Genomic DNA, 22,202 nt, shown 5'->3' with positions numbered 1-22,202 from the left:
TCGGCCAGGCAAAGGCGGTCGTTGGTGAGCTGCGGCTTTGGTGGGGGTCGTGTTCGGCGGTGCCGCGGCCCCGTCACCCGGTCCGGGCCCACCTGGAGCCCCATGGCCTGCCTGGTGGGTGGTGTTCACCCGATCAGGTGATCATGCGCATGATCGTCCCCGCGGATTTCCCCTGCGCTGCAGTCTCGTCGCGAGGCGGGTCCGCCCGGAGTCGGGGCGGTCGGCCCCGTGGCCGGTCGGCAGGACAGCGGCGGGCCTCTCAATCCGGGGTCACGGGGACACCCTTCTCTGGGACGCCGCCGACCACGAAGGAGTCCACCGTGCGATTCAGGTCCTTGTTCATGGCCGCGGGCATCATCGCGGCCACCACCCTCGCGTTGCCGGCATCCGCACAAGCGGCCGCCCCCGGGCCGGCGCAGGCCGCTGTCACCGCGCCCGCCGCTCAGGGCGTCACCCGTGCGGACATCCTGAAGCGCGCCGACTTCTGGTTCAAGCGCGGCGTCCCCTACAGCACGCAGCGCTACTACCCGGACCCCGACGGCAAGAAGTACCGCACCGACGCGGCCGGGTACGTCTCGATGGCCTGGCGCCTGCCCACGAGCCTGACCGTCGAGCAGCTCACCGATCCCGCGGTGACGGAGCGGATCACGGCGGACCAGCTCAGGCCCGGCGACGCGCTGGCCGACGCCAAGAGCGGCAACGTACTGATCTTCGCCGGCTGGGCGGACAAGAAGCGCACCCACTACGTCGCGTACGAGCAGACGCCTCCCCGTGTGAAGCACCACAAGGTCCCGTACCCGTACTGGGACCACAAGGCCGACTACGCCGCCTACCGGTACAAGAACATCGCCTGACCGCACAGGACCGGGCCGGACCACCCGACCCACCGGCCCGCCGCCTGATGTCACAGCGTAACCGGACAGTGACTTCACGCACATTATGATCATGAAACCAGCCCAGCGCATGCGCCGACCGTCATAGGCCGGTGTCCGCTGCACCGACCCGACAGGAGCTCTTCGATGAGCGATACGGATACCACCACCCCCGTGCCCCAACCGCCTGTTCTCTGGGAGGGCGCCTGGACCAACCTCAGGAGCCTCCTGGCGGAGAACGAGGACTCCCTCGGTGTTGACCAGCAGGCGTTGCTGGCCGGCATCGGTACCGCCTCGTCCTTCGTCTCGATCCTCCGCCAGGACCCGCAGCAGTTGATCGACGACGTCAAGAGCGCGCTGGCGAGCGCGTTGGCCAACTCGACGATCGCCAACAATCCGCAGAAGAAGCAGCAGATCCAGGCCCAGGCCCAGCTGCTCCAGCAACAACTCACCCAGGCAGCGGCGGCGTTGCGTGAGGGCGAGGAACCCGCAGACGCCGCATCCCAGGAGATCCACCTCAAAGCCCCGGACGCATAGCCGCTCCGTCTCGCCGGCCGCCTGCGGGCCCTGGTCGACCGTGGGGGAGGCCGGCGCGACGCCGCACCTCGCCCGGGCCCCGGGCGGCCGATGTCCGCCAGCAGCCGCAGGCCGGTGAACAGCAGTTGCGCCGCGAGCTGGCCGGGGACGGCCATCTCGGCGAGCAGCAGGGCGGCATCGACGATCTTGGCGCTGTGGCGGCGCAGGACGGCGGCCAGGATGGAGCGGGTGGCGACGTCGACGGCGGCCGTCAACTCCTTCTCTACCAGCGGTGGGTGGCCGATCGGCTCGCCGTGGTCCGCAACTGCGAGCACCGGCAGCTCCGGCAGCTCCTGCAGCGGTTCGACACCTGGCACGTCTCCCGCCGGCTCCGCACCAAGGCCGCCAGGGAACCGCTCGGCCAGTCCCGGGTCGGGTACGCCCGCAACCGGATCAGCCAGGCGGCCTCCCTGGGGGAGCGGCTGTGTCGACGCGGACTCGGCCTGCGGCGTCAGCCGTGCGCCCTTTGGCATGACGTACCGCCTCCGGGCACATTCCCGGACGTCCCGGGCGGGATCCAGAGGGAGCGCACCCGCCGGTCCGGCGGGGCGGTCCGATCCCAGGGAGTACGTATGACGACCGAGCAGAGCACACCGACCACGGCCCAGGTGGCCATGACACTGGCCGCGATCGCGGCGACCGCGGCCACCCCACGACCGTCGGGCGAGACGCTCGCCGAGCAGCAGAAGCGGATGTTCCTCGGTGTCGGCCAGCAGTTGGCGAACCCCTCCCTCGCGACCGGGACCGACTGGAACCTGCTGTGGCTGGCACTCAGCCCGGGCAACGCGAACATGGCCTACCTGGCCGCGAACCGGTCGGCCAACGCGTTCGCGGTGGTCCTGCGCGGCACCGTCGCCGAGGTCACCGACCTGCTGGAGGATCTCGACGTGGGCACGGTGGTGCCGTTCACCGCCGTCGGCACGCCCTCCGCACCGGTGTTCGTCTCCAAGGGCGCGATGGAGGCGTTCAGCCAGGTCGTCACCATGAGCACGGCGGGCATCACCCTGGTGCAGGCGCTCGCCGCCGCCCTCGCCGACGCTTCCCCGAACCCCACCGTGCACGTGATCGGCCACAGCCTGGGCGGCTGCATCGCCACCATGGTCGCCCCCTACCTCCAGACACAGGCCTGGCCGCAGTCCACCGTGCAGTTCGGCCTCCACACCTTCGCCGCCCCCACCGCCGGAGGCACGGACTTCGCGGCCTACGTGGACTCCCTGAACTGGGTCGCCAACGTGCGCCACTTCAACACCTGGGACCTGGTCCCGCAGGCCTGGACCAGCCTCGACAACGCCAAGAAGTGGTACCCCGCCCCCGGCCCGGCCGCCAACGACCAGGTCAACGCCGTCATCACAGCGCTCGCCGCCCTGCCGGGCCCGCACGGCTACGCCCAGCCGGGCAACGCCGATCAGCTGCACCCGGACTACCAGAGTGACTACGACCATGTTCTGATCAAAAGCACCGTCCAGGACTTCATGGGCCAGGTCGCCTACCAGCACGCCAACTCCACCTACCTCGGCCTGCTCGGCGCAGCCGACGTGCCGTCCGGCCCGGTGGTGCGGGGCATCGTCGGCGACGTCGGCAACGCCGGCAGCGTGGTCGTGATCGCCGGCAGCGGCTTCGACCCGGGCGCGACGGTCGACTTCGGCACGGTTCCCTGCCAGAACCCGGTCATCAGCAGCGACGGCAACTCGGTCACCGTCCGCGCCCCCGCCGGGGTCGGCGTGGTCGCCGTCCGGGTCACCACCACCCTGGGCACCTCGCCGGCCGTCCCCTTCGGCCAGTTCGCCTACGACGGCCCCGCCCCGGTGACGCTCACCGGCCTCACCCCGCCCAGCGGTGCCAAGGGCGACCCCATCGTGATCACCGGCATCGACTTCGATTCCGACGCCCAGGTCTACTTCGGCGACAACCCCTCACCCTCCGTCCAGATCAACCTCACCGGCGAGCCCAGCGCACTCGTCGCCATCGTGCCCGACCCGAGCACCGGCGTCGGCAAACCCGCCACCGTGGACGTCACCGTGCTGTCGAACGGCTACTCCTCCCCACCCGGCCCGGCAGCCGAGTTCACGTACGAGAAGTCGTGACGCCGGGCCGCCCTGGGCGGCAGACGGGAGCGGCCTCCAGAGGCGTACGCCGCCCCCGGGCTCGACCTCCTCCCGCCCGGAGGAGGATGACGATGGCAGGGGCGGAGTCCCTGGTGCGTCCGGCGCCGAAGGCTGTCCAGCACGCCTGGAGACAGCTACGCGGCTGCGCGGGCCGGCCGGACGGGCTCGTTGTTCGGGCGGGTGCGGAAGATTCCAAGTCCAGTGAGACGGTCGTGATGCTATGAGGTTTGTGGTGCGGGTTCCCTTCGCTTGGCTGGGTCGTTGATCCACGTTGTCTGCGGGATCTCGGGTGGTCCGGGGCGGCGGCCGAAGCGTTCGGGATGCCGCGCGTAGGCCTCGGCGAGGGTGATGGCCCGGGCTTTGCCCTAATTCATGGACACTTGCCTGCTGTGCCACCAGATTCAGGCTGTCCGTGCTGGTGGCGTGTTGTCGTTCGTGGTCGACCGGGCTTTGGTGACCGACGGCGGAGTGGCGTCGTCTGCGGTTGTACCGGGCCATCCATGAGAAGGCCGCGATGCGGGCCTGGGGTCGGGTCATCCAGCGTGAACCGTGGGGCAGTTCAGTTGAATCCGCCGTGGTTCCCCACCGGCCCGACGGGTCGCTGGAGAACGTGCTGACCGGCAGGTGCCTGGACGAGCTCGGCTTCGCCTCCTCCGACCGCGCCCAGCTGGGCATCTGGGACTGCAACGGCCTGGCCGGCCGGAAGTGGGGCCTCGCCGACTCCGCCCCGGCTCGATTGGCCCACGGAAACGGCAGTCAATTGGATGCCTCTGGGGGCCAACTGGCCTGGCAGGGTCGAGGCACACGCTGCGCCGTCAGGACGGCGCACGCCAACGGGAGGGAACCCATGCGCAAGATCATCATCGGGCTGGCCGCCACCGGTCTGCTCCTCGCAGGCACCGTCGCCACCGCCGGCACCGCCAGCGCGGCGGGGACGCGCTGCGGCGACTGGAGTACCGCCGAGCCGCTGCTCAAGTACGGCGCCACCGGCGACGCCGTCAGGGAGCTCCAGTGTGAGCTCAACTACTCGCTCAACCCCGACACCCACGGCAAGACCACCGTCGACGGGGTCTTCGGCGACGACACCCTCAAGCGCGTCCGCGACTTCCAGACGTGCATGGGGTACCTGCAGGTCGACGGCCAGGTCGGCCCGCAGACCTGGGGCGCGCTGGACTGGTGGAGCTCCAAGGACATCTACCCCAACTGCTGAGGTAGCCGGTAGGAAACCGAACCCGGGGCTGGGCAGCGGCCGCTGCCCAGCCCCGGCGCCGTCAAACCCCGCCCCGCCCCGTGCTCAGCTGCGACGACGGTTCGGGCGCGAACGCCACCTGCCTGGGCCACCGTTGGCTGCCGATCTCGGATCTGTTGCCCTTGTTGTGGCGACGTATCGCGCGTAGCGACGACGCGAATCTGTCAGACTCTCCGATCCGTTCGGACCGCCCCAGACTTCGTCGGCGTTCGGGTCGTCTTGGCCGTCGTCCTCCCACCCGCACTCGTCACAAATCTGGAAGTGTCCGCGGGCTTCTAGCGTCAAGAGCTCGCAGCAGGGACAGGCGTAGAGACCGCCGCCTTCGGGCGGATCTGCTTCGGACGCTTCTCCGGACGTTGTCACGCGTTGAGTGTTGCATGGCGTGGAAGGAAGCTCTGATCCGGCCGTATCAGAGGTCGGTCAAGAAAGGCGAGGATCTTGTCACTAGGTCGGCATCGGCCCGGCCGGGAGGTGACCGGGGTAGTCAGGGCGAGGGCCTGTTCCTTGATGGTCATGTCGGCGTGGACGTAGGCGTCGGTGGAGCGGACGCCGGCGTGGCCGAGCCAGAACGCGATGACTGTGGTGTCGACGCCGGCCTGCAGCAGCGACAGCGCGCAACTGTTGCTTGTACCAGCAGAAGCCGTGTGCGCTTGAACCGTATGGTCGTTGGGCAGGTCGAATTCCGTCACCATGTTCGTGACGGCGAGATCTGTGTGTGTTGCATTCCGAAGGAGCTGTTGTGATGCGGCTTATTCGATCGTGGTCAGCTTGCTGGGGTGAATCCATCGGATTGGTCGAGCTGGAAGGGTGGACCGGGAGCCTCCGGTGTCCAGCCCTCGGCTCGGGCGGTCCGGATAGCCGTGGCCACCTCTCCAGGTAGGACGGCGCGGGCAGGGAACCCGAGCCAGTTGCCGGGATGGGGCCGGTTCGTGGTGACCACCAGCGTGCTGCCCGGAGTGTTGTCCTGTTCGACCGCGTATGTCAGTGGCCGCCAGGCCAGGCCGCGCGAGTAGGTCGCCCGCCTGCGGACTGTCCATCGGTAGGTGACGCCGTCGACGCTGATGTGCCGAGAGCCCCTGCTGGCGAGTGCCATGACCTCCTCCTTCTCTCAGCGCGACAGTATCCGGAGGGCCGGTGCGACGTCGCGCGGGTTCCTGCGGGTGAAGCCCGTTCACTGTCGGCGTACACAGGTACGGACAAGACCACCAGCCGACTCCTCCGAGAGAACGGCGGAACCTGGAGCCGATACGCCGCAGGCGACCACACCCGGTCACCGGCGGGCTGGGCTCCCCATCGACTCACCGACGGTTGAAGCTCAAGTCGCGTCCCGGAGCGGCCGCGGGTAGCCGATCTCGGCGATGTCCTCGGCCAGGTCCACGAGAGTGACCTCCGGGTTCAGCGATGACACGAGCTCATGGCTCAGCGGTCGCAAGGCATACACATCGCGCACCGCTTCCAGGTTCACAGAGACCTCGTAGTAGTCCTCGGCGAAGCGCTGGAACGCCTCCGGCGAACGGTCGACCAGGAGCTCGAACAGGCCCGTCGCCCCATCGGGGTCGGACCACCCGGTGGGGAAGTCGATCACGCCGTGCCGCCACCGATCGTCCGTCGCCTCCCGCCACAGACAGGCCGTCACGACGGGCACGTCGTCCTCATCGGTGAACGCGGGCTCCGCAACGAAAGGCTTGAAGGCTTCCGGAACCTCGTCGATCACTCCCGGCCAGGGCTCGCCGTCGTTGCCGTACGGGCTCATCGGTGCTTCGTGGTCAAAGCCACGGACATAAGCCCCGGCCGCCGAGAACACGATGGAGTACTCGTCGCCCGACCCGTTGCGCATCGACGCCATCTCCTCGTCGTCGGCCCAGCCGACGTTGAAGGAGTAGTACCGGCTTTCCCAATCCGGGCTCAAGATCGCATCGAGCATCGCCAGTGAGCAGCACAGGTTCCGCAGGTCAGCGATGGAAGGGAGCTGGCGAGCTACGTCATAGACAGTCACGTGCTCATCCAACCGGATGCCCCTGACACCTGGAAGTCACGGTCGATCATGTCCGGCAGCATCCCCCGAGGGGGATGTCTCCGAACGGATCAGCTACTCCCAGGGGTTGTTGTCCGACTCCCATCCCGCCGCCTCGTCCTTGCTGTGCAGGAACCGCGGGTCCGCCATGCCCTGGAGCGAGCAGTCGCTGATCGGCCATGGCTGCCACTTGTCGCGCAGCAGCTTGAGCAGGAACTCGGCCATGCCGCACGGATACACCGACCATTCGAGGTTCCCGCGCGAGTACACCGCGACCGGCCATCGGTCCGGGTCCGGATCCGTCGTGATCCAGCACAGGGTGTCGGCTGCGGCTGTCTCCCCCCCAGATGAGCAGGTCCTCCAGCCGGTGCCGGCCTCTGTCGGCAGGAGCCCACTGGTTCACCGCAAAGTCGGCGATCGCTGCCTCCGAGAGCCTTGAGACCGTGACTACCTGCGGCTCGGTCGAAGCGACGGCGGGGATGTGGACGCAGACCATCTCCTCGATCGAACCGCTGCCGAAAGCTGCGACGAAGGCCCGGTAGTCGGCTGGGAATGACGTGCCGTAGACCCTCGCCGCCGCACTCCAGTCGACAGTGTCCCCACAGGTGGGCCCGATGCATGACAGCACTTCTCCGATACTCGCCATGGCGGCGATTGCGGAGGACTGATCGTCACCCACGCTACGGCTCCCATCGCATCGAGACGGCCTTGCCCATGTTGTGCCATTGTCCATCCCTCACCCGTACCGGATTCCGCCCCAGGATGAGGACAGAACCCGAGGACTGATCACAACCTCAGAGGTCAGAACACCTAGAGCCGCCGATACTCCGGGTCCCTGTACTTCCGTTCCTCGGGGAAAGGTGTCCGCACGTACTTGACCCACTGGGGGGCGCATGCGCCAATCGTCTCGTAGTTGCGTTGGGCCTTGGTGAGGCTCAGCGCTCCGTTCGGGCCACCGCGCACCTCGTCTTGATCGTGCTCGTCCTGTCCGTCGTCCTCCCAGTAACACACCATGCACGTCTCGTTCGCGCCGCGTGTTTCCATCGTCAGATAGCCACAGCACGGGCACGCGTATGGCCCATTCTCTGGTCCAAGAACGATGTTGAACCTCTGCAGGCTGGCGCTTTTGTCGTCGTTGGTCACGCCGTCAGAGATAGCAGCAGCCACCGACAGCTGACGTGTCACGAGAAGCCAGAGGTTAAAACGGCACGGCCTCTCACCCCCGAGGTGCGGAGCAGGGCGTAGGAGGCGGCGAAGCGGGCGCGGCGGCCGGGCGTACCACCGCGCTCTGCCCACCGGGCCTGGGCGGCTCCGTGGGCGGGTGTGGTGGTGTGCCTGGTCGGTTCCCGGTCGTGCCGCCGCCCGGGCTTGGGTGGTTCGGGCGGTGGGAGGCGCGTGTCAGTGCTCCACGACGGGCTTGTCGATGTCGCGGTGGGTCAGGTGCACGTCGTGGCCGAGGGCGATGAGGCGGTGGCCGAGTCGTTCGGCGAGGTAGCCGGCGCCTTCCGGACCAAGAAGTGATCTTGTAGCTGAGGTCCCTGCGGCCGAGCCGTAGGCTGCGCTTCGTGAACCGATTCGATGAGGTCGTGGCGACGTTCTGGAACAGCGGCGACTTCGGCGTCCAAGAGCCTCTGACGGACGAGATGGTGCAGGAGGCCGAGCGTGAGCTCGGTGTGACACTGCCGCTGGCGCTGCTTGACCTCCTTCGGGTTCAGAACGGCGGCGTCGTGGCGGATGATCACGACGCGTTTCCCTCCAACCAGCCGACCTCGTGGAGCGAAGACCACGTGCCCTTCGACCACCTGATGGGCATCGGGCGCGACGAGGGGGCTACCTCGCTGCTCGACACTCCGTACCTGGTTGAGGAGTGGGGCCTGCCGACGCCGCTCGTGCTGCTCTCTGGCGACGGGCATTGCTGGATCGGGCTCGATTACCGCATGTGCGGACGGGACGGCGAGCCGTCGGTCACCTGGTTCGAGACCGACCTCAATGCAGAGGTCGTCCTGGCTGACGACTTCCGCTTGTTCGTCGAAGGCCTCACTTCCAGCAGCTCCTATGAGGACGGTTCGGCCAGGAATCCGGAATCGGCTGGGTGATCGCAGTGCCTTCGGAGCCGAGGGTGTGATCACGAGCCGGCCGGCCCGAGCACGCGGGGCAGGTCGACGTGGAGGTGCTCGACTTCGACCTGGCGGCCGCGGCTGGGGTTTCGTTCGGCACTTCGGCGAGGTAGACGACGGTCACGTACCGGCCACGCATGGCTTCGTTCACATGAAGTGGTTCTGACTCAAGCCTCCGTGACGTGGTGACGGTAAGTCACTCCATGTGGTCGGTCTTGGTGCGGCGATCGGCATGGTCTGCGCCGGTCCGTGTGTGGAAGACTCGCCAGATCGCTTCAACAGGCGTCGCCGGGACGCCCGAGGTCCGAACGCGGACCGAACCAGCAGGAGTAAGAGTAAGAGGCGGTGCAGGCGGTAGCCGTACGCGTGACGCACGATCGGCGTCCTGGGTAGACCCTGCTGGACCCCGGCCCTGATCACCTGATCGGGCCGTTGACGCCAGCGCTTCACGGTGCTGGTGCCGACGCCGATCCGGGCCTCTGCGGCACGGCTCGGCAGGTCGCGGGTGCGTCGATCGCCTCGGTCATCGACGCGAAGCGGCGGCCCGGGCGGTCGCTTCGCGGGCAGCCCGGCGGGCCTTCTGGGCAGCCGGAATGATGCGCAAGGCGTTGCTCGTCTGCGGTCGGGGGACGGGTGGTGGCACTTCGAGGTTGGCTGTGCCACTGATGCATGCCGCGACGCGTAGTCCACTGAGAGGTGCTGGAGATGTTCGCTGGGGGAACCGCGCGGCTGCTGGTCAGAAACGACGGTGAAGCGCCGCTGGAGCTGACCGTGGAGCCGTGGGCAGATACCTACCGGATCCTGCGGGGACAGACCTGTGTCGTTGTCACCCACTCGCAGGCAGAGGACGGTTCTTGGTCCGGAACGTTGCGTGGGGACGAGCCCTTCCAGGTCGACCATCGGAGGGAGTCGGTCACGGTGTGGGCCTACGGCAATTGCTTCCACCTCAGTGACATGGCGGGCAATGCGATCGACGCTGCCGACTGGCATTGCCCTGCCCAGGGTCTGGATTCCTGAAGGCGGCATGAGCGGGAACCGATTCACATGCTGGCCGGTTTCAAGACGCGGGACAGGTGGACGTGAAGGTGCTGAAGCTCGACCTGGTGGCCGCGGTGTCGGATTTCTCAGGCAGGAATTTCGGTAGGACCGCTTACCCTTCTCCGGTCTGGTGGTCGGGTCCGGCCGGGCGGCCGCGCCGCGCATCACGGCACCCCGCCGTCCGGACCTGGCGGGTTCGGGGACGAGGGGTAGCGGTGAGCAGCGTCACGACCCGGCGGAGCGGCGGGAACGACGTCCGCGAGTTGGCGCTGCGGCCTCCGTGCCGGGCACTCGGGTCCCGGTCGACCAGGCCGAGCGGCGATCCGCCGTGGAGGACACGGTGTGAACCCGTGCCCGTACAGTCGAAGCGGCGCCCGAAGCCAGCTCTTATGGCTTCGGGCGCCGCTTTTCGTGTGCGCTGTCGGGTCCGGCCTTTTCCCGTACAGCTGCAGCGAGCGGACATGTAGCGTTGCGTGACGCTCGGGGTGAGGTCGCCGCGAGGGCGGCGGTATCGGGATGTCACTGCGACGGCTGCTACCAGGGCACGGGCTGGTCCTGGTAATTGACGAATCTCAGGCCCGGTTCACCGTTGTGCTGGTCGATCGTGCCCACCACGCCCGGGACGGACTGGTCGATGGTCAGCGGTGCGTCCGGCCCGCCGAGTTCGGTGCGGACATGGCCGGGGCAGATGAGCAGGAGCGTGTGCGCCGCGTCGGCGTAGCGGGCGGCGTAGCTGCGCATCAGCTGGTTGAGGGCGGACTTGCTGGCGCGGTAGGCGTCCTGGCCGCCGTTGGTGTTCAAGCTGATACTGCCCTGGCGCGAGGACATGACGCCGATGGTCCCGGTCGGCGCGACCAGCGAACGGAAGGACTCGACGACGCGCATGGGGCTGAGCGCGTTCGTGACCATGACCTCGGCGAACATCTCCTCCGGGACGTCGCCGATCGGAATGTCGCCCCTCGTGATGGCGGCGTTGACGAACAGCAGGTCGAGGGTGTGCTGCGCCAGGCGCTCGCGCAGCGCGGTGACCTGTTCCGGCTTCGTCGTGTCCAGTGACTCGACCGTGACCCGGCCCCTGGAGGCCTCGGCCAGGTCGTGGAGAGCGGTGCGGCGGCTGCCCCGGACGGTTCCGATGACGTTCCAGCCGCGGTGCGCGTACTCGGTGGCGAGGCCGAGGCCGAGGTTGCGGGATGCCCCGACGATGAGAGCGGTCCTGGCGCTCATGCCTGGCCCCGGACCGCGGGCTCCAGGACCTTCTCGCACCATGTGCGGAAGGTGGTCGGACTCGCGGTCTCGGGGGTGCGCCGCACGCCGTCGTCGAGGCCGTCGTCCTTGGCGCGCATCATGTCGACGAAGCCTTCGACGAGCGCGTCCCCGAAGCCGTGTCCGGTGAGTGCGGCGCGGAAGTCGTCGAGCGACTGCCGCTCGTAGCGGACCGGGCGGCGGAGCACGTCGGTCATGATGCGCGCCATGTCGTTCGCCGAAAGGTCCTCGGGGCCCAGCACCGGGACCTCGCCCGTCCCCGTCCATGAGCGGTCGAGCAGAAGGCCGGCGGCGGCCGCGGCGATGTCCCGGGTGGCGGCCGTCGGTGCTTTGCGGTCGGCGGCGACGGTGTCGGTGAACACGCCGTCGTCGCGGATCGAGGCCACCTGCCGTAGCAGGTTGTCCATGAACGTGGGGTTCGCGAGCGCCCGGTAGGCCACGCCTGTACTCGCGATGAGGTCGTCCATGGCCAGCGACGCCGTGACATGTCCGGCGCGGCCGGCGACGGGTGTGCCGCGGCCGAGCGCCGAGACGCCGACGACGTGTCCCACCGCGTGGGCCGTGAACGCCTTTGCGGCGGCGCGGGTGAACCCGGAGTACGCGGCGTCCAGAGTCGGCGCCTGCGGGTGCGGCGGAGCCAGCCAGAAGGCGGCGTCCGCGCCGGCGACGGCCCGGTCGACGACCGCGGGGTCGTCGTGCGAGCCGGTGACGACGTCGACGCGGGCACGGACCGTGTCGGGGAGTTTCCCGGGGTCGCGCACGATGACGCGCAGTTCTTCGCCACGAGCGGGAGCCTCGTCGAGCAGTATGTCCAGGAGCCGGCTGCCGATCCGGCCGGTGGGGGCGGTGATGACGATCATGTTTCGAGTCTCGGGGCGGCCCGCCTGCGGCGTCCAATACCCTTTCTGGGTAATCGATACCCTCAAGGCATGGATCTAGATCTGCGCAAGCTCCGCTACTTCGTCGCGGTGGCCGAGCACCGGCACTTCGGCCTGGCGGCGCAACAGCTCTACATCACCCAGCCGGTTCTCAGCCGTCAGATCAAGGCTTTCGAGCAGGAGTTGGAGTGCACTCTGCTTGTACGGACCACCCGCAGCGTGGAGCTGACCGCCGCCGGAAAGCAGCTCCACGAGGAGGCACAGGCGATCCTCGCGTTCGTCGACACGGCGGTGCGGCGCGTGCGCGACGTCGATCGGGGCATCCCGCGGCTCACCATCGCCTTCTCTCCCGGACTGCACGTATCGGACGTGATCCGGGCGTTCACCGCGCGCCACCCGGCCGTCGAAACCGACGTCGTCCCGACGCGCTGGTGGGAGCAGGACGTGCCGCTGCGGGATGGTCGGGCTGAGGTCGGGTATCTGCGGCGGCCGTTCGACGACTCGGGGCTCCGCACCATCTCCATCGGCCACGAGCCCACGGTCGCCTGCATGCCCGCGGCGCACCCGCTGGCGTGCCGTGCCGAACTCACCTCCGCAGACCTCGCCGACCAGCGGATGCTCGACACGCCGACCCGGCGGACATCTTCACTCGAAGAGAAGTTCGAACTCATCGCCTCCGGGCAGGGTATCGCGCTCGTCCCGCTGAGCGTCGCGCGCTCCTACTCCCGCCCCGACCTCGCCCACCTCCCCGTCACGGACGCCCCCGGGACCGAGACGTGCCTTGCCGTCCTCGCCGACCGGCACGAGAAGCTACTGCGCGACTTCCTGGAGATCGCCACCGCCACGCTGCTGCACACCTGAGCGATCAGCGGGCAAGATCGCGGACGACACCGCGCCGGAGTGGATGGCGGCATCGGCGGGGCCGTCAACTGCGCCCACCGCGTCCCGCTCGTCCACGCCGGCGCCCGCTTCGAACGTGGTCAGCTCGTGGAACGGACACGGACTGCGGCATGAACGCGGCTCCGCCGTGCGATCCTCGGTCCGTCGATCGAGAAGAGGGGGATACGTGCTGCTGACGCTGACCGGTGGTGCAGGGGCGGGCAAGACGACACTGGCCGATGCGCTCCTGTCGTCTGCGGTCGAAGGCCCGGCAAGCGTGCTGCACGGCGACGACTACTACTTCACCGCCCCGGGGCGGGGAATCTGGACACTCGACGAGGCCGGGATCCCGCGCCTGGACGTCGGGGATCCCCGCTCGGTGGACATCGAGCGGCTCGATGCCGACACCGACGCCGCGCTCGCCACCGCGCCCATCGTGATCGTCGACGGCCTCTTCGCCCGCCGGGTCACCCCACAACAGCCTTGCCTCCGCCTCGACGTCTTCATCGACCTCGCGGCGGACCTCCGGCTGGCCCGCAAGATCGAACGAAAGTGCGTCAGAGGCGGCTTCCCGCTTGAGGTTCTCCTGCGAAACTACGTGGACCACCGGCGAGCCGCCCACGAGCGTCACATCGAGCCGCTACGAGACGAGTGCGACATGATCGTCGACGGCGCGCTGACCCCTGGGATCTTGGCCGAGCAGATCTGGTCAGCAGTCGCCGACCGGGGACTCAGCCACAACTCTTGACGATTGCTCCCGAAGACCCGTCCGCCTCGTCCGCGTCTTCGGAATCTCCGTCACCTCAGCCGTGAAGTACATCCACACGGCTCACCCTCACCGCGGCGGCCCATCCCCGATGACGGGCGAGTGCCCGCGTACTCGTTGAAGTGTCCAACCAAGTACAGACGAACGTGCTCAGTGAGATGGCCGCCAAGTGCTGCCAGCCGTGAGGTTCCCCAGGGCGGCCTCAATGATCTCGTCATCGGTTACCGGGGGATCGTAGAAGTCATTGGCAGCTCCATAGCCCATGGGCGTAATCGCGTGGAACCGGTGGGTCCACGCGCCCCTACGGCCCCTCAGCCCCGATCAGTGAGGATCACCGAGAGCACGCGTCGCGCGTCACGGGCGTCAGCGCCGTCCTCGCCCACGCTGTTGGCGCACGAGACGAGCGTCTTCCACAGCGCCCAGCCGCGTCCCCGCGCCCACGTCGCATCGTCGATGCCCAGCCGCTTCCGGAACAGGTCGCGGCCGTCGGCCGAGAGCAAGGTCCACGCGATCGCGAGGTCGCAAGCGGGGTCCCCCACGCCACACGTGCCGAAGTCGATGACGGCGGCGAGCTGTCCGTCCTCCAGGAGCAGGTTTCCCTTGGCGAGGTCGCCGTGGAACCAGACGTCGGTCCCGTCCCACCGCGCTTCGAGTGCCTGAGTCCACAACTGATGTGCCGGCGCGACGTCGATGTGGCCACGCAGCTCGTCCAGCGCACGGAGCGCCTGCGCCTCGTAGGTCCGCAGCGTCGCTCCACGGAACCAGTTGTGCTTGCCGGGCTGCGGCCCTTCCGAGGCGTCGATGCCCTGCAACGCGGCGACGAACTCGGCCAGGCCCTCGGCGAAGCGGATCGGATCGACGACCGACTCGAACGTCGCGGGCGTGCCGTCGATCCACCCGTAGACCGACCATGCGAACGGGTAGGTCGCACCAGGACTCCCCTTCGCCAGCGGCACCGGGATCGGCAGCGGGAGAGCGGGTGCCAGCTCGGGCAGCCAACGGTGTTCCTTCTCCACGGCCAGGGCGTACTCCTCCGCGCTGGGCAGGCGGAGCAGCATGTCGTCGCCCAAGCGGAAGGTCCGGTTGTCCCAGCCGCCGTTCTCCACGGCCGTCACAGGTAGTGCGGCCCACCGCGGGAACTGTTCGGCAACGAGCCGCCCTGCCTGTTCGGCGCTGGCGGTGACCCGCTGGGGCATGGGCCCCAGGTCTGGAACATCGTTCAACAGATACCCCCTTGTCCAGGCTCCAGTGACGTCTCGCGACATCCAACCGGTCCAGGCACCATCACCGCCAACCCGGCGAACCTATGCGGTCACAGCACTAGTGGTGCGGCGGCACCCGGCGGCAGCGCGGCCACCTGGTCACGGGACCAGGCGTGAGCATCTGCTCGACGCCGTGATCATGCAAGAGGACAGCTACCGGCCCCCAGTCCGGTGACCGGCGATCGTGTGGCCCCGCACCGACAGGCGCGTGGCCCCGCCGCCTCGCCGTGTGTCCTGGCGTGGGCTCACCTGTCAAAGGTCCGGAGCTGCCGGCTGTGCCAGCCGGAGCGGGCAGGCTGAGCAATCAGCTGTGACGAGGCGTCGGAACGAGATAGGCGTAGAGGTACGCGCAGGCCTCCGGCTCGTTGTCGAAACTCGCAATGATCCAGTGCTTACCGCGTTCCCAGGCATCGATCGTCCACCGGCCGTCGGCGTTCTCAACGAGGACCGGGACAGTTTCCTGGAGGTACTTGGAGCCCGGCAGATCTCTCACCGTGAGTCCGTACGAGTCGTCAGCCACCCCGGCTTCGCGCAGAGCGGCCAGGAGTTCATGGTGGTTCACTTTCAGGGTCCTCCACTCACGGCAGAAATCTCCTCCATCCTGCCCCACCCCCGGAGGGACCGCTCGTGCCGGTACCGCTTCCACCACCCGGCGCGTGGATGCGCCGCCAGCACAAGGCCGACAACCTCAACCCCGCCCAGGTCGCCAAGCCCGACGTGCTGGATGGTCCGTGGCGGCTGAACCGGACTGGAACCGCTTCTACCGCCACCTGCTCGCCTACCTGAAGGCCGGCGGCACCCTTACCGGCCCCGGACAACCGCACCGGCGGGCGCCCGGCTTTCTGGACGCCTCGGCCGACCGGGGCGAAGCAAGCGGCGCTGGGTCGCCCCGAGCTGGTCGAGTCGCTTGGTGGTCAGCTTGGCCCGGCGGGTCTTGGTGTCGGAGATCCACACCCTGAGCCTCACCTCTACCGTGCCGCCGCGGCCACGTCGAGGAGATCCCCGACGTGGCCGCAGCGGCACGGTCACCGATCCGGTGCGCTCCCGGTACCGGCGGTACGCGTCCAGGCCGAGGAGGGTGGCTGGTGCTGCGGACCAGTCGGCGGGGCAGGTGGGGAAGAGCGGGGTGTCGCCTTCTCACGAGGCGGTGAGTGTGTTCAGGGCGTCCCGCGCGGCGGCTGTGGCGGCGGCTTCGGCATCGGAGGGCGGGACGTCCTTCAAGGTGTAGCCGGAGCGGGTGGCCGCTCGGTACTTGACGATGATGACCGCGTTGCGCTGGAGCACCACGAGTTCGATGCTGCCGTAACCCGATGAGACGGTGTAGAGCAGGGTCGCCTGCTCGCCGATGCCGGGGACCGCCCGGTCGTCGGTGATCTTCATGGTGGCGGCAGTCAGAGTGCGGGCGCTGCTCAGAGTCTGCTGGTAGATGCCGCCGGCGGCCCCCGACAGCGTGACTATGACCTGCATCGTCGTCATGCCGGAGTCCAGGCTGGTCCAGCTCCCGCTCGACATCGTGACCGCGTTCGTGACCGGCGCCCCTTCCGTGCAGGGGGCACCCTTGGCGTAGCGGGCGAGGGTCTCGGGGCGTACCAGCGAGCAGCCCGCAGGCAGGGCGGTGTAGGGCGCCGCGGACGGGGACGCCGGGCTGGAGGGCGGGGCCGAGGCAGCGGCAGCTGAACTGGGCGAAGCGGCCGACCCGGCCGAGGCGGTCGCCGTCGGCGTGACCAGGTTGGCCACCAGGCCCAGGACGAGCGCGGCCGCGCCCGCGCCGGCCGTGATGCCGCCGAGCAACCAGGTCCACCGCCGGGCGGGCCCGCCCGGGCGCAGGTCCGCCGGGTCGGGGAGGGTGGCGGGAGCGACCTGGGGCGGCAGGGGGCTGGTGCGGGGGAGGGTCGGTAGCGGCTCGGTGGTGGGCGGGGTGTCCTCGATCTCGGCCATCTCGTGCTGGGCCTTTCGCTGGCCGTCAGCCGCCGGCTGACAGGTGGTAGGCGGTCAGAGTGGTCCCGTAGCCGAGCAGCAGGGCCGCATCCCGGAGCAGGACGTGCGGGTCGCCGGGCTGGCGGGCGAAGGTCTGGTGCCACTGGGGTTGGCCGTCGGCGTCGGCGAGCGACTGCAGGGCGATCCCGCCCGTGTCCGTGGGTGTGGTGACGAGGACCGATCCTCCGGCCGCGCCCTGTACGGTGGCGGCGCCCGGCGCGGACGGCCAGGTCCACGCGGTGGTCCCGGTGCGCAGGTCGGTGCCGGACACGCCCTGCGGGCCGCCGGTCACGACCAGGGTGGCGGTGTCCGCGCACCCGGTGAGGACACCGGTGCGGGTGCCGGTCCAGAGCCGGGCGCCCGCGGTGTCGAAGGCTGCCGTCGGGCTCTGCCCGTCGGTGGCCGTGTTCCCGGCGAGGGGCAGGCAGGTGAGCACCCCTCGGTGGAGTGAGAACGAGCCCAGGTAGGAGCCGCTGAACATGGTCGCCGAGGCCGGCGGGAGGCCGCTCGGTCGGCTCCACAGGGCGGTTCCGCGCTCGCCGTCCACGGCGGCCAGGGCGAGGTCAGGGTCCAGGGCGTACAGGCTGCTGCCGCTCGGCGGCGCGTACAGCTCCTGGGCGTCCAGCGACCAGCGGCGATCGCCGCTCGTGCGGTCGAGCCCCAGGAAGCGGAAGGCGCCGCCGGCGGTCCGGGCCGGATCGCCGAGGACCGTGAAGACCAGCAGTCCCGTCGCGTCCATGCCCTGGACGCGGTAGGAGGTGCCCAGCGCCGCGCTGCTCCACAACCGGCGCCCCGCGCCCGCGTCGTAGCCGTGCAGCGCCCCGTCCGCCCCGGTGACCAGCAGCAGGCCCGGCAGCGGCAGGGCGACGGACTGCGCGCCGGGAACCGGGTCGGTGGAGCGCCAGAGCTCGGCGCCGCTGCGTGCGTCGCGCGCCCGCACCGTGCCGTCCGGGTCCACCGACCACACCCGCCCGCCGTCGCCGACCGGGAGCGCCCCCGCCTCGGCGGCGCTGCTCCACAGCACCCGCCCGTCGGACCGGGCGTAGCCGACCGTCCCGGTGCGGTCCGCGCAGATCACCACCGCCGGCCCGCAGGACACCGGCGCCATCCCGGCCCGGGGCAGCGACACGGACCAGGCCTTCGGCGGCGCTCCGGCGCCGCTCGGCCACAGGGCCCGGGTGACACCGCCCGCGGCGGCGGTGGCGAGCAGGGCGCCGCCGAGGACGAGCAGTCGGCGCCGGGTGCCGTTCGGATCGCTCAGCACCCGGGCCAGCTCGCGCTCGCGCCGCCGTACGGTCCGCTCCGCCCCGCCCAACCAGCCGGTGCCGACCGCCGGACCGTACCGGAACGCGTCGGCGAGCTCGGCCGGTGCGGGCCGCTGCCGTGGATCCCGGTCCAGGCAGCGCACCAGTAGCCGGGTCAGCTCCGGCGGCACTCCGTCCAGGTCCGGGGGCTCCTCGGAGGCCCGGTAGACCAGCACCGCCGGCGGCCCCTCGCCGAAGGGCGGGCGGCCGGTCGCGGCGAAGGCCAGCACGGCGCCGAGCGAGAACAGGTCGCTGGCGGGGGTGAGGCCGAGCCCCGCGGCGTGCTCGGGGGACATGAAGCCGGGCGTGCCGATGACCTGGCCGGTCGCGGTGGGCAGGGCATCGGCTGTCGGCTTGCTGATGCCGAAGTCGATGACCCGCGGGCCGTCCCGGGCGAGCAGGATGTTCGAGGGCTTCAGGTCCCGGTGGATGATCCGGGCGCGGTGGACCGCGGCGAGCGCCTCCACCAGCCCCGCCCCCAGCACGTGCAGTGCGGGCCCGGTGAGCGGGCCGTGCCGCGCCACCGCCTCGTACAGCGCCGGACCGGCGACGAACTCCGTTGCCAGCCAGGGGATTTCCGCCTCGGTGTCGGCATCCACCACGGCCACGGTGTACGCCCCGGAGACCGACCTGGCCGCGGCCACCTCCTGGGCGAACCTGCGCCGGAAGTCGGGGTCGGCCGCGTACTGCTCCTGCACGGTCTTCACCGCGACGGGGCGCCCGCTGCCGGAGGCGGCCAGGTAGACGGCGCCCATGCCGCCCGCGCCGAGCCTGCGCAGGACGCGGTACGGGCCGATGCTCCGGGTGCCCGTCCTGTTCTGCGCGGCCGTCCTGTACCGTGCGCCCGTTCCGTTCCCCGGGCCCCTCCCGTTCAGCTCGCTCATCCGGTGCCGGCCCGGAAGGCGCGCAGCGTGGTGGCGGACGCGCAGTAGAGCGTCCCGCCCTCGGCCGCACTGGTCCAGATGCTCTCGTCGGAGGGCGGCCGGGCCACCCAGCGGACGGTGCCGCGGGCGGCGTCCAGGACGGCGGTCCCGAACGGTGGGTCCGCCAGCGGTACGGCGAAGAATCCGTCACCCGCGGACGGCGCCCGGAAGTGACCGCTCCCGTTCGGGGTGCTCACGGCCGCCACGGTGCAGTGCCACAGCCCCCGGCCGGTCGTGGTGTCCAGGCAGTAGGCCGTGCCCAGGGCCCCGGACAGCAGCAGCCGGGCGCCGCCGAGCGCGCAGCCCATGACCGCCTGCGGCACCGGGGGAGCCGTCCAGCGCTGCTGTCCGGTGGCCGCCGCCACGGCCACCGCCCTCCCGTTGGCGACGACGACCAGCAGGTCGCCGGTGCGCAGCAGCCGCGCGGGTACCCCGACGCCCTCGGGCACGAGGCCGGCCGCCTGCCAGCGGGACTCGCCGGTCCGCAGGTCCACGGCGTGCAGGACGTCTCCGTCCCGGAAGTAGCAGGTGCCGTCGGCGACCAGGCCCATCGCGCTGCCGGAACCGCTGAACATGTCTTCCATGTCGCGGGCCATCGACACCGCCAGGCTCTCGGTGACGACGTGCTGCCACAGCACCTCGCCGCTGCCGAGATCGGCCCCCACCACGAGCCCGCCACGGCCTGCGGAGGTCTGCCGGGCCGTCACCACGGTCCGGTCGTCCGCGCCGAAGACCCGCAGGCTCATCTCCGCCTCCGTGCGCTGGTCGGCGGGCACGGTGAGCGGTGTCCGGTGGGTCCGGCCCGCGGGGTCCAGCCACGTCAGGCTCGCGAAGTCCGGGGACGTGCCGTAGAGCAGGCCGCTCTGCGCCTGGATGAACTGGATGTCCGACCGGGACCACGCGGTCCGGCCCATCGAGGAGTCCACGCCGGTCGCGTCCCCGCCCTGGATCCAGCACACCGGCGTCGAGCCGAGCAGGGACAGCTGGGGGTCGAACCCCACATCGTCGAGCGGCTGGCTCCACAGCGGGGCGGGGCCCGGTGCGGGCGAGGCGTCGGCCCGGGCCGCGTCGGCCCCCCAGGCGTCCACCGGGTTCCCGACCGTCGTTGCCCCGGCGGCCGCCCGGGCCCGGCGGGTCAGCAGCAGCGGCACGCCCACGGCCGCTGCCGCTCCCGCCCCGAGCCCGGCCCCCAGGCCGAATAGCCCGCGGCGGCTCAGCGACTGCCACGCCCGCACCGGCCGCGCGGGCGGCTCGGCCGGCGGCGCCGCCAGGTCGATCGCGGCCTGCCGCTCCCGGGCCTCGATGTCGGCCAGCAGCCCCGGACTCAGCAGCGCCGCCGGATCGGCCGGGCCGAGTGCCGCCAGCACGGCCGCCGCCGTGGGCCGCCGGCTTGGGTCCTTGTCCAGGCAGGCCGCCACCAGCGGGCCCAGCGTGGCGGGCACCCCGGACAGGTCCGGCCACTCGTACACCACCCGCCGGTTGATCTGTGCGGGCTCACCGGTGCCGAAGGGTGTACGGCCGGTCATCGCGTACACCAGCAGGCAGCCGAGCGAGAACACGTCCGAGGAGGCGAAGGTGACGGACGCGGAGACGATTCGCTCAGGTGCGATGTAACCCGGTGTGCCGCACACCATGCCGGTCCGGGTCAGGTGAGCGGCGTCGAAGGCCCGGCTGATCCCGAAGTCGATGACGCGCGGCCCGTCCCGCGCGACCAGTACATTGCCCGGCTTGAGGTCACGGTGCACCACCCCCACGGCGTGGATCGCGGCCAGCGCCTCCGCCAGCCCCGCCCCCAACGCCCGCACACTGGCCTCGTCGAACGGACCGAACCGCAGCACCACCTCGCCCAGCGACGGAGCCGGCAGGTACGCCGTCGCCAGCCACGGCCGGGCACCGCGCGGCTGCGCGTCCACCACCGGCGGCGTGTGGAAGCCCGTCACCCGCCGGGCCGCCTCCACCTCCTGCCGGAACCGGTCCTTGAACTGCGGATCCTCTGCGTACTCGGGCCGGATCACCTTCACCGCCAGCAGCCGCAGCCCCGGCGAGCGGGCAAGGTACACCACTCCCATCCCGCCCTCGCCCAACGGCCGCAGCAACTGATGCGGGCCCACGAACACGGCCGGCTGCGCCTTCTCGCCTTTGGTGCCACCGTTGGCAGCCACCAAGCCTCCCCCAGCGTGTCGCCGCCATCACAGACAGACAGAGTGACACGTACAACTCATCCGAGGGTTCCCTTCCTGATTAATCGGAGGCTCCCATCTGCCGGCCGACCGGACTGGGGGACCAGCAGGCCGTGCTCCCTGACGCCCTGCCCACCGTCTGGACCGGGCGGGACTGCAGATGTCGCCCGGCACCAGGCGTTCGGGGCGATCTGCCCGTAGTCGAGCAGGCCCGGCGCGCTGACGGCCAAGCGTTTTTTGAATGCTCCCCAGGTTTGACGGGCGGCTTCGTCGGCGCGCAGGTAGTCGCGGAAGGGTAGGGCGAAGCGGGCGTTCGGGCCTCGTCCTGTTCCTAGGTGGACGTTGCACCGCCGCCCGCCGGCCGGTGGGGCGACCACGAGCTTCCGGCTTTCCTGCCCACCCGAGATCTCCGTACGGTTTCCAGGGCTCCGGGCGGCAGCGGAAGCCGATCGCGGCCAGCAGACCGGCCTGTCGGTCCTCGTCGATGTCGTCGACGAGGACCTGGGCATCCACGCAGTCCTTCGCGGCCAGGCCGGGAACCGCTGTAGACCCGATGTGGTCGATCGCACGGGCGTGGCCTGCGAGGGCACCGGACAGTGTCCTGGTCAGCTGCTCGAAGTCCACCGCCCACTGCGGTCGGTAGCCCAGCACCGCTACTGGGGCGAACTCATCGGGGAAAGGCACGCCCATCGGCTTGGACCAACCGTCGAACTTCGCCGAGGGCGGTGAAACCTCGCTGGGACGCTGTCCTGCGGCAGGTGGTCCTGACCGATTGGCAGGTGATCTCGATCGCCCGACA

22 protein-coding genes and 1 pseudogene are annotated in these 22,202 nt (G+C 70.2%); 9 read left to right on the top strand and 14 right to left on the bottom strand.

The annotated features are described in order from the left end of the window. Positions 1-320: 320 nt before the first annotated feature. The 4 genes from ACIP4P_RS23820 (at position 321) to ACIP4P_RS23805 (ending at position 4,763) form a co-directional block, all read left to right on the top strand. Complete coding sequence (locus ACIP4P_RS23820; RefSeq protein WP_400921434.1) at positions 321-854, top strand: hypothetical protein; 534 nt, start codon at positions 321-323, stop codon at positions 852-854. 165 nt (positions 855-1,019) lie between these two features. Further along, on the top strand, positions 1,020-1,409 hold the full coding sequence (locus ACIP4P_RS23815; RefSeq protein WP_400921431.1) for a hypothetical protein: 390 nt from the start codon (positions 1,020-1,022) through the stop codon (positions 1,407-1,409). A 125-nt stretch (positions 1,410-1,534) separates the two neighbouring features. Continuing rightward, positions 1,535-3,532 carry an IPT/TIG domain-containing protein gene (locus ACIP4P_RS23810; RefSeq protein ID WP_400921429.1) on the top strand — a complete coding sequence of 666 codons (1,998 nt, stop codon included), beginning with the start codon at positions 1,535-1,537 and terminating at the stop codon, positions 3,530-3,532. Positions 3,533-4,400: 868 nt separating this feature from the next. Continuing rightward, positions 4,401-4,763 (top strand): peptidoglycan-binding protein, encoded by a 363-nt coding sequence (locus ACIP4P_RS23805; protein ID WP_400921427.1) that lies wholly within the window; start codon positions 4,401-4,403, stop codon positions 4,761-4,763. Positions 4,764-4,847: 84 nt separating this feature from the next. On the opposite strand, the gene ACIP4P_RS23800 is transcribed toward ACIP4P_RS23805, so the two are convergent. From ACIP4P_RS23800 to ACIP4P_RS23780, 5 genes are all read right to left on the bottom strand, one after another. Further along, a complete protein-coding gene (locus ACIP4P_RS23800; protein WP_400921425.1) occupies positions 4,848-5,165 on the bottom strand; it encodes a CPCC family cysteine-rich protein in 318 nt (105 codons plus the stop codon). Next, entirely contained in the window at positions 5,162-5,494 is a 333-nt protein-coding gene (locus tag ACIP4P_RS23795) for a hypothetical protein (RefSeq protein ID WP_400921422.1), read from the bottom strand. The genes ACIP4P_RS23800 and ACIP4P_RS23795 overlap by 4 nt, the downstream gene beginning before the upstream one ends. A 623-nt stretch (positions 5,495-6,117) precedes the next feature. Next, positions 6,118-6,816 (bottom strand): hypothetical protein, encoded by a 699-nt coding sequence (locus ACIP4P_RS23790; RefSeq protein ID WP_400921558.1) that lies wholly within the window; start codon positions 6,814-6,816, stop codon positions 6,118-6,120. 75 nt (positions 6,817-6,891) lie between these two features. Beyond that, complete coding sequence (locus ACIP4P_RS23785; protein ID WP_400921420.1) at positions 6,892-7,041, bottom strand: hypothetical protein; 150 nt, start codon at positions 7,039-7,041, stop codon at positions 6,892-6,894. A gap of 585 nt (positions 7,042-7,626) precedes the next feature. Continuing rightward, positions 7,627-8,001 carry a CPCC family cysteine-rich protein gene (locus ACIP4P_RS23780; protein WP_400921418.1) on the bottom strand — a complete coding sequence of 125 codons (375 nt, stop codon included), beginning with the start codon at positions 7,999-8,001 and terminating at the stop codon, positions 7,627-7,629. A 210-nt stretch (positions 8,002-8,211) separates the two neighbouring features. Between ACIP4P_RS23780 and ACIP4P_RS23775 the strand changes: the two genes are divergently transcribed. From ACIP4P_RS23775 to ACIP4P_RS23765, 3 genes are all read left to right on the top strand, one after another. Beyond that, positions 8,212-8,337 carry a hypothetical protein gene (locus ACIP4P_RS23775; RefSeq protein ID WP_400921416.1) on the top strand — a complete coding sequence of 42 codons (126 nt, stop codon included), beginning with the start codon at positions 8,212-8,214 and terminating at the stop codon, positions 8,335-8,337. 44 nt (positions 8,338-8,381) lie between these two features. Further along, entirely contained in the window at positions 8,382-8,912 is a 531-nt protein-coding gene (locus tag ACIP4P_RS23770) for an SMI1/KNR4 family protein (RefSeq protein ID WP_400921414.1), read from the top strand. 726 nt (positions 8,913-9,638) lie between these two features. Beyond that, positions 9,639-9,950, top strand: a complete 312-nt coding sequence (locus tag ACIP4P_RS23765) for a hypothetical protein (protein WP_400921556.1) — start codon at positions 9,639-9,641, stop codon at positions 9,948-9,950. Between the two features lie 555 nt (positions 9,951-10,505). Here the strand turns inward: ACIP4P_RS23765 and ACIP4P_RS23760 are convergent. Beyond that, on the bottom strand, positions 10,506-11,195 hold the full coding sequence (locus ACIP4P_RS23760) for an SDR family oxidoreductase (protein ID WP_400921412.1): 690 nt from the start codon (positions 11,193-11,195) through the stop codon (positions 10,506-10,508). Beyond that, positions 11,192-12,094: an NAD(P)H-binding protein gene (locus ACIP4P_RS23755; RefSeq protein WP_400921410.1), complete on the bottom strand. Its 903-nt coding sequence runs from the start codon at positions 12,092-12,094 to the stop codon at positions 11,192-11,194. The genes ACIP4P_RS23760 and ACIP4P_RS23755 overlap by 4 nt, the downstream gene beginning before the upstream one ends. Before the next feature lie 69 nt (positions 12,095-12,163). Here ACIP4P_RS23755 and ACIP4P_RS23750 point away from each other — a divergent pair, with 69 nt between their 5' ends. Together ACIP4P_RS23750 and ACIP4P_RS23745 are read left to right on the top strand one after the other, a co-directional pair. Continuing rightward, positions 12,164-12,973: a LysR family transcriptional regulator gene (locus ACIP4P_RS23750; protein ID WP_400921408.1), complete on the top strand. Its 810-nt coding sequence runs from the start codon at positions 12,164-12,166 to the stop codon at positions 12,971-12,973. A 205-nt stretch (positions 12,974-13,178) separates the two neighbouring features. After that, on the top strand, positions 13,179-13,739 hold the full coding sequence (locus ACIP4P_RS23745) for a uridine kinase (RefSeq protein ID WP_400921405.1): 561 nt from the start codon (positions 13,179-13,181) through the stop codon (positions 13,737-13,739). 329 nt (positions 13,740-14,068) lie between these two features. Here ACIP4P_RS23745 and ACIP4P_RS23740 read toward each other — a convergent pair whose 3' ends face one another. The 7 genes and pseudogenes from ACIP4P_RS23740 to ACIP4P_RS23710 all read right to left on the bottom strand — a co-directional run. Then, complete coding sequence (locus tag ACIP4P_RS23740; protein ID WP_400921403.1) at positions 14,069-14,980, bottom strand: aminoglycoside phosphotransferase family protein; 912 nt, start codon at positions 14,978-14,980, stop codon at positions 14,069-14,071. Between the two features lie 343 nt (positions 14,981-15,323). Continuing rightward, on the bottom strand, positions 15,324-15,581 hold the full coding sequence (locus tag ACIP4P_RS23735) for a hypothetical protein (protein WP_400921401.1): 258 nt from the start codon (positions 15,579-15,581) through the stop codon (positions 15,324-15,326). 575 nt (positions 15,582-16,156) lie between these two features. After that, complete coding sequence (locus ACIP4P_RS23730; RefSeq protein WP_400921399.1) at positions 16,157-16,957, bottom strand: hypothetical protein; 801 nt, start codon at positions 16,955-16,957, stop codon at positions 16,157-16,159. A gap of 25 nt (positions 16,958-16,982) precedes the next feature. Continuing rightward, complete coding sequence (locus ACIP4P_RS23725) at positions 16,983-19,184, bottom strand: PQQ-binding-like beta-propeller repeat protein (RefSeq protein WP_400921397.1); 2,202 nt, start codon at positions 19,182-19,184, stop codon at positions 16,983-16,985. Then, positions 19,181-21,385 carry a protein kinase gene (locus ACIP4P_RS23720; protein WP_400921395.1) on the bottom strand — a complete coding sequence of 735 codons (2,205 nt, stop codon included), beginning with the start codon at positions 21,383-21,385 and terminating at the stop codon, positions 19,181-19,183. Before ACIP4P_RS23720 ends, ACIP4P_RS23725 begins: the two co-directional genes overlap by 4 nt. A 56-nt stretch (positions 21,386-21,441) precedes the next feature. Beyond that, positions 21,442-21,912: a GrpB family protein gene (locus ACIP4P_RS23715; RefSeq protein WP_400921393.1), complete on the bottom strand. Its 471-nt coding sequence runs from the start codon at positions 21,910-21,912 to the stop codon at positions 21,442-21,444. Beyond that, a pseudogene (locus tag ACIP4P_RS23710) lies at positions 21,887-22,093 on the bottom strand (GrpB family protein); the annotation flags it as partial. The pseudogene ACIP4P_RS23710 and the gene ACIP4P_RS23715, both read right to left, overlap by 26 nt. Between the last annotated feature and the right edge of the window lie 109 nt (positions 22,094-22,202).

This window comes from Kitasatospora sp. NPDC089509, assembly GCF_044749365.1.
Lineage (GTDB): Bacteria > Actinomycetota > Actinomycetes > Streptomycetales > Streptomycetaceae > Kitasatospora.
Note: the sequence above shows the minus strand (reverse complement) of the source record. Positions and strands in the feature narration are given on the sequence as shown.

Bases quoted from the DNA above. Each gene is read 5' to 3' on its own strand.
- ACIP4P_RS23815 (WP_400921431.1), top strand. From the start codon at position 1,020: ATGAGCGATACGGATACCACCACCCCCGTGCCCCAACCGCCTGTTCTC.
- ACIP4P_RS23805 (WP_400921427.1), top strand. From the start codon at position 4,401: ATGCGCAAGATCATCATCGGGCTGGCCGCCACCGGTCTGCTCCTCGCA.
- ACIP4P_RS23795 (WP_400921422.1), bottom strand. From the start codon at position 5,494: ATGGTGACGGAATTCGACCTGCCCAACGACCATACGGTTCAAGCGCAC.
- ACIP4P_RS23785 (WP_400921420.1), bottom strand. From the start codon at position 7,041: ATGGCCGAGTTCCTGCTCAAGCTGCTGCGCGACAAGTGGCAGCCATGG.
- ACIP4P_RS23765 (WP_400921556.1), top strand. From the start codon at position 9,639: ATGTTCGCTGGGGGAACCGCGCGGCTGCTGGTCAGAAACGACGGTGAA.
- ACIP4P_RS23760 (WP_400921412.1), bottom strand. From the start codon at position 11,195: ATGAGCGCCAGGACCGCTCTCATCGTCGGGGCATCCCGCAACCTCGGC.
- ACIP4P_RS23755 (WP_400921410.1), bottom strand. From the start codon at position 12,094: ATGATCGTCATCACCGCCCCCACCGGCCGGATCGGCAGCCGGCTCCTG.
- ACIP4P_RS23750 (WP_400921408.1), top strand. From the start codon at position 12,164: ATGGATCTAGATCTGCGCAAGCTCCGCTACTTCGTCGCGGTGGCCGAG.
- ACIP4P_RS23730 (WP_400921399.1), bottom strand. From the start codon at position 16,957: ATGGCCGAGATCGAGGACACCCCGCCCACCACCGAGCCGCTACCGACC.
- ACIP4P_RS23725 (WP_400921397.1), bottom strand. From the start codon at position 19,184: ATGAGCGAGCTGAACGGGAGGGGCCCGGGGAACGGAACGGGCGCACGG.
- ACIP4P_RS23715 (WP_400921393.1), bottom strand. From the start codon at position 21,912: ATGCCCAGGTCCTCGTCGACGACATCGACGAGGACCGACAGGCCGGTC.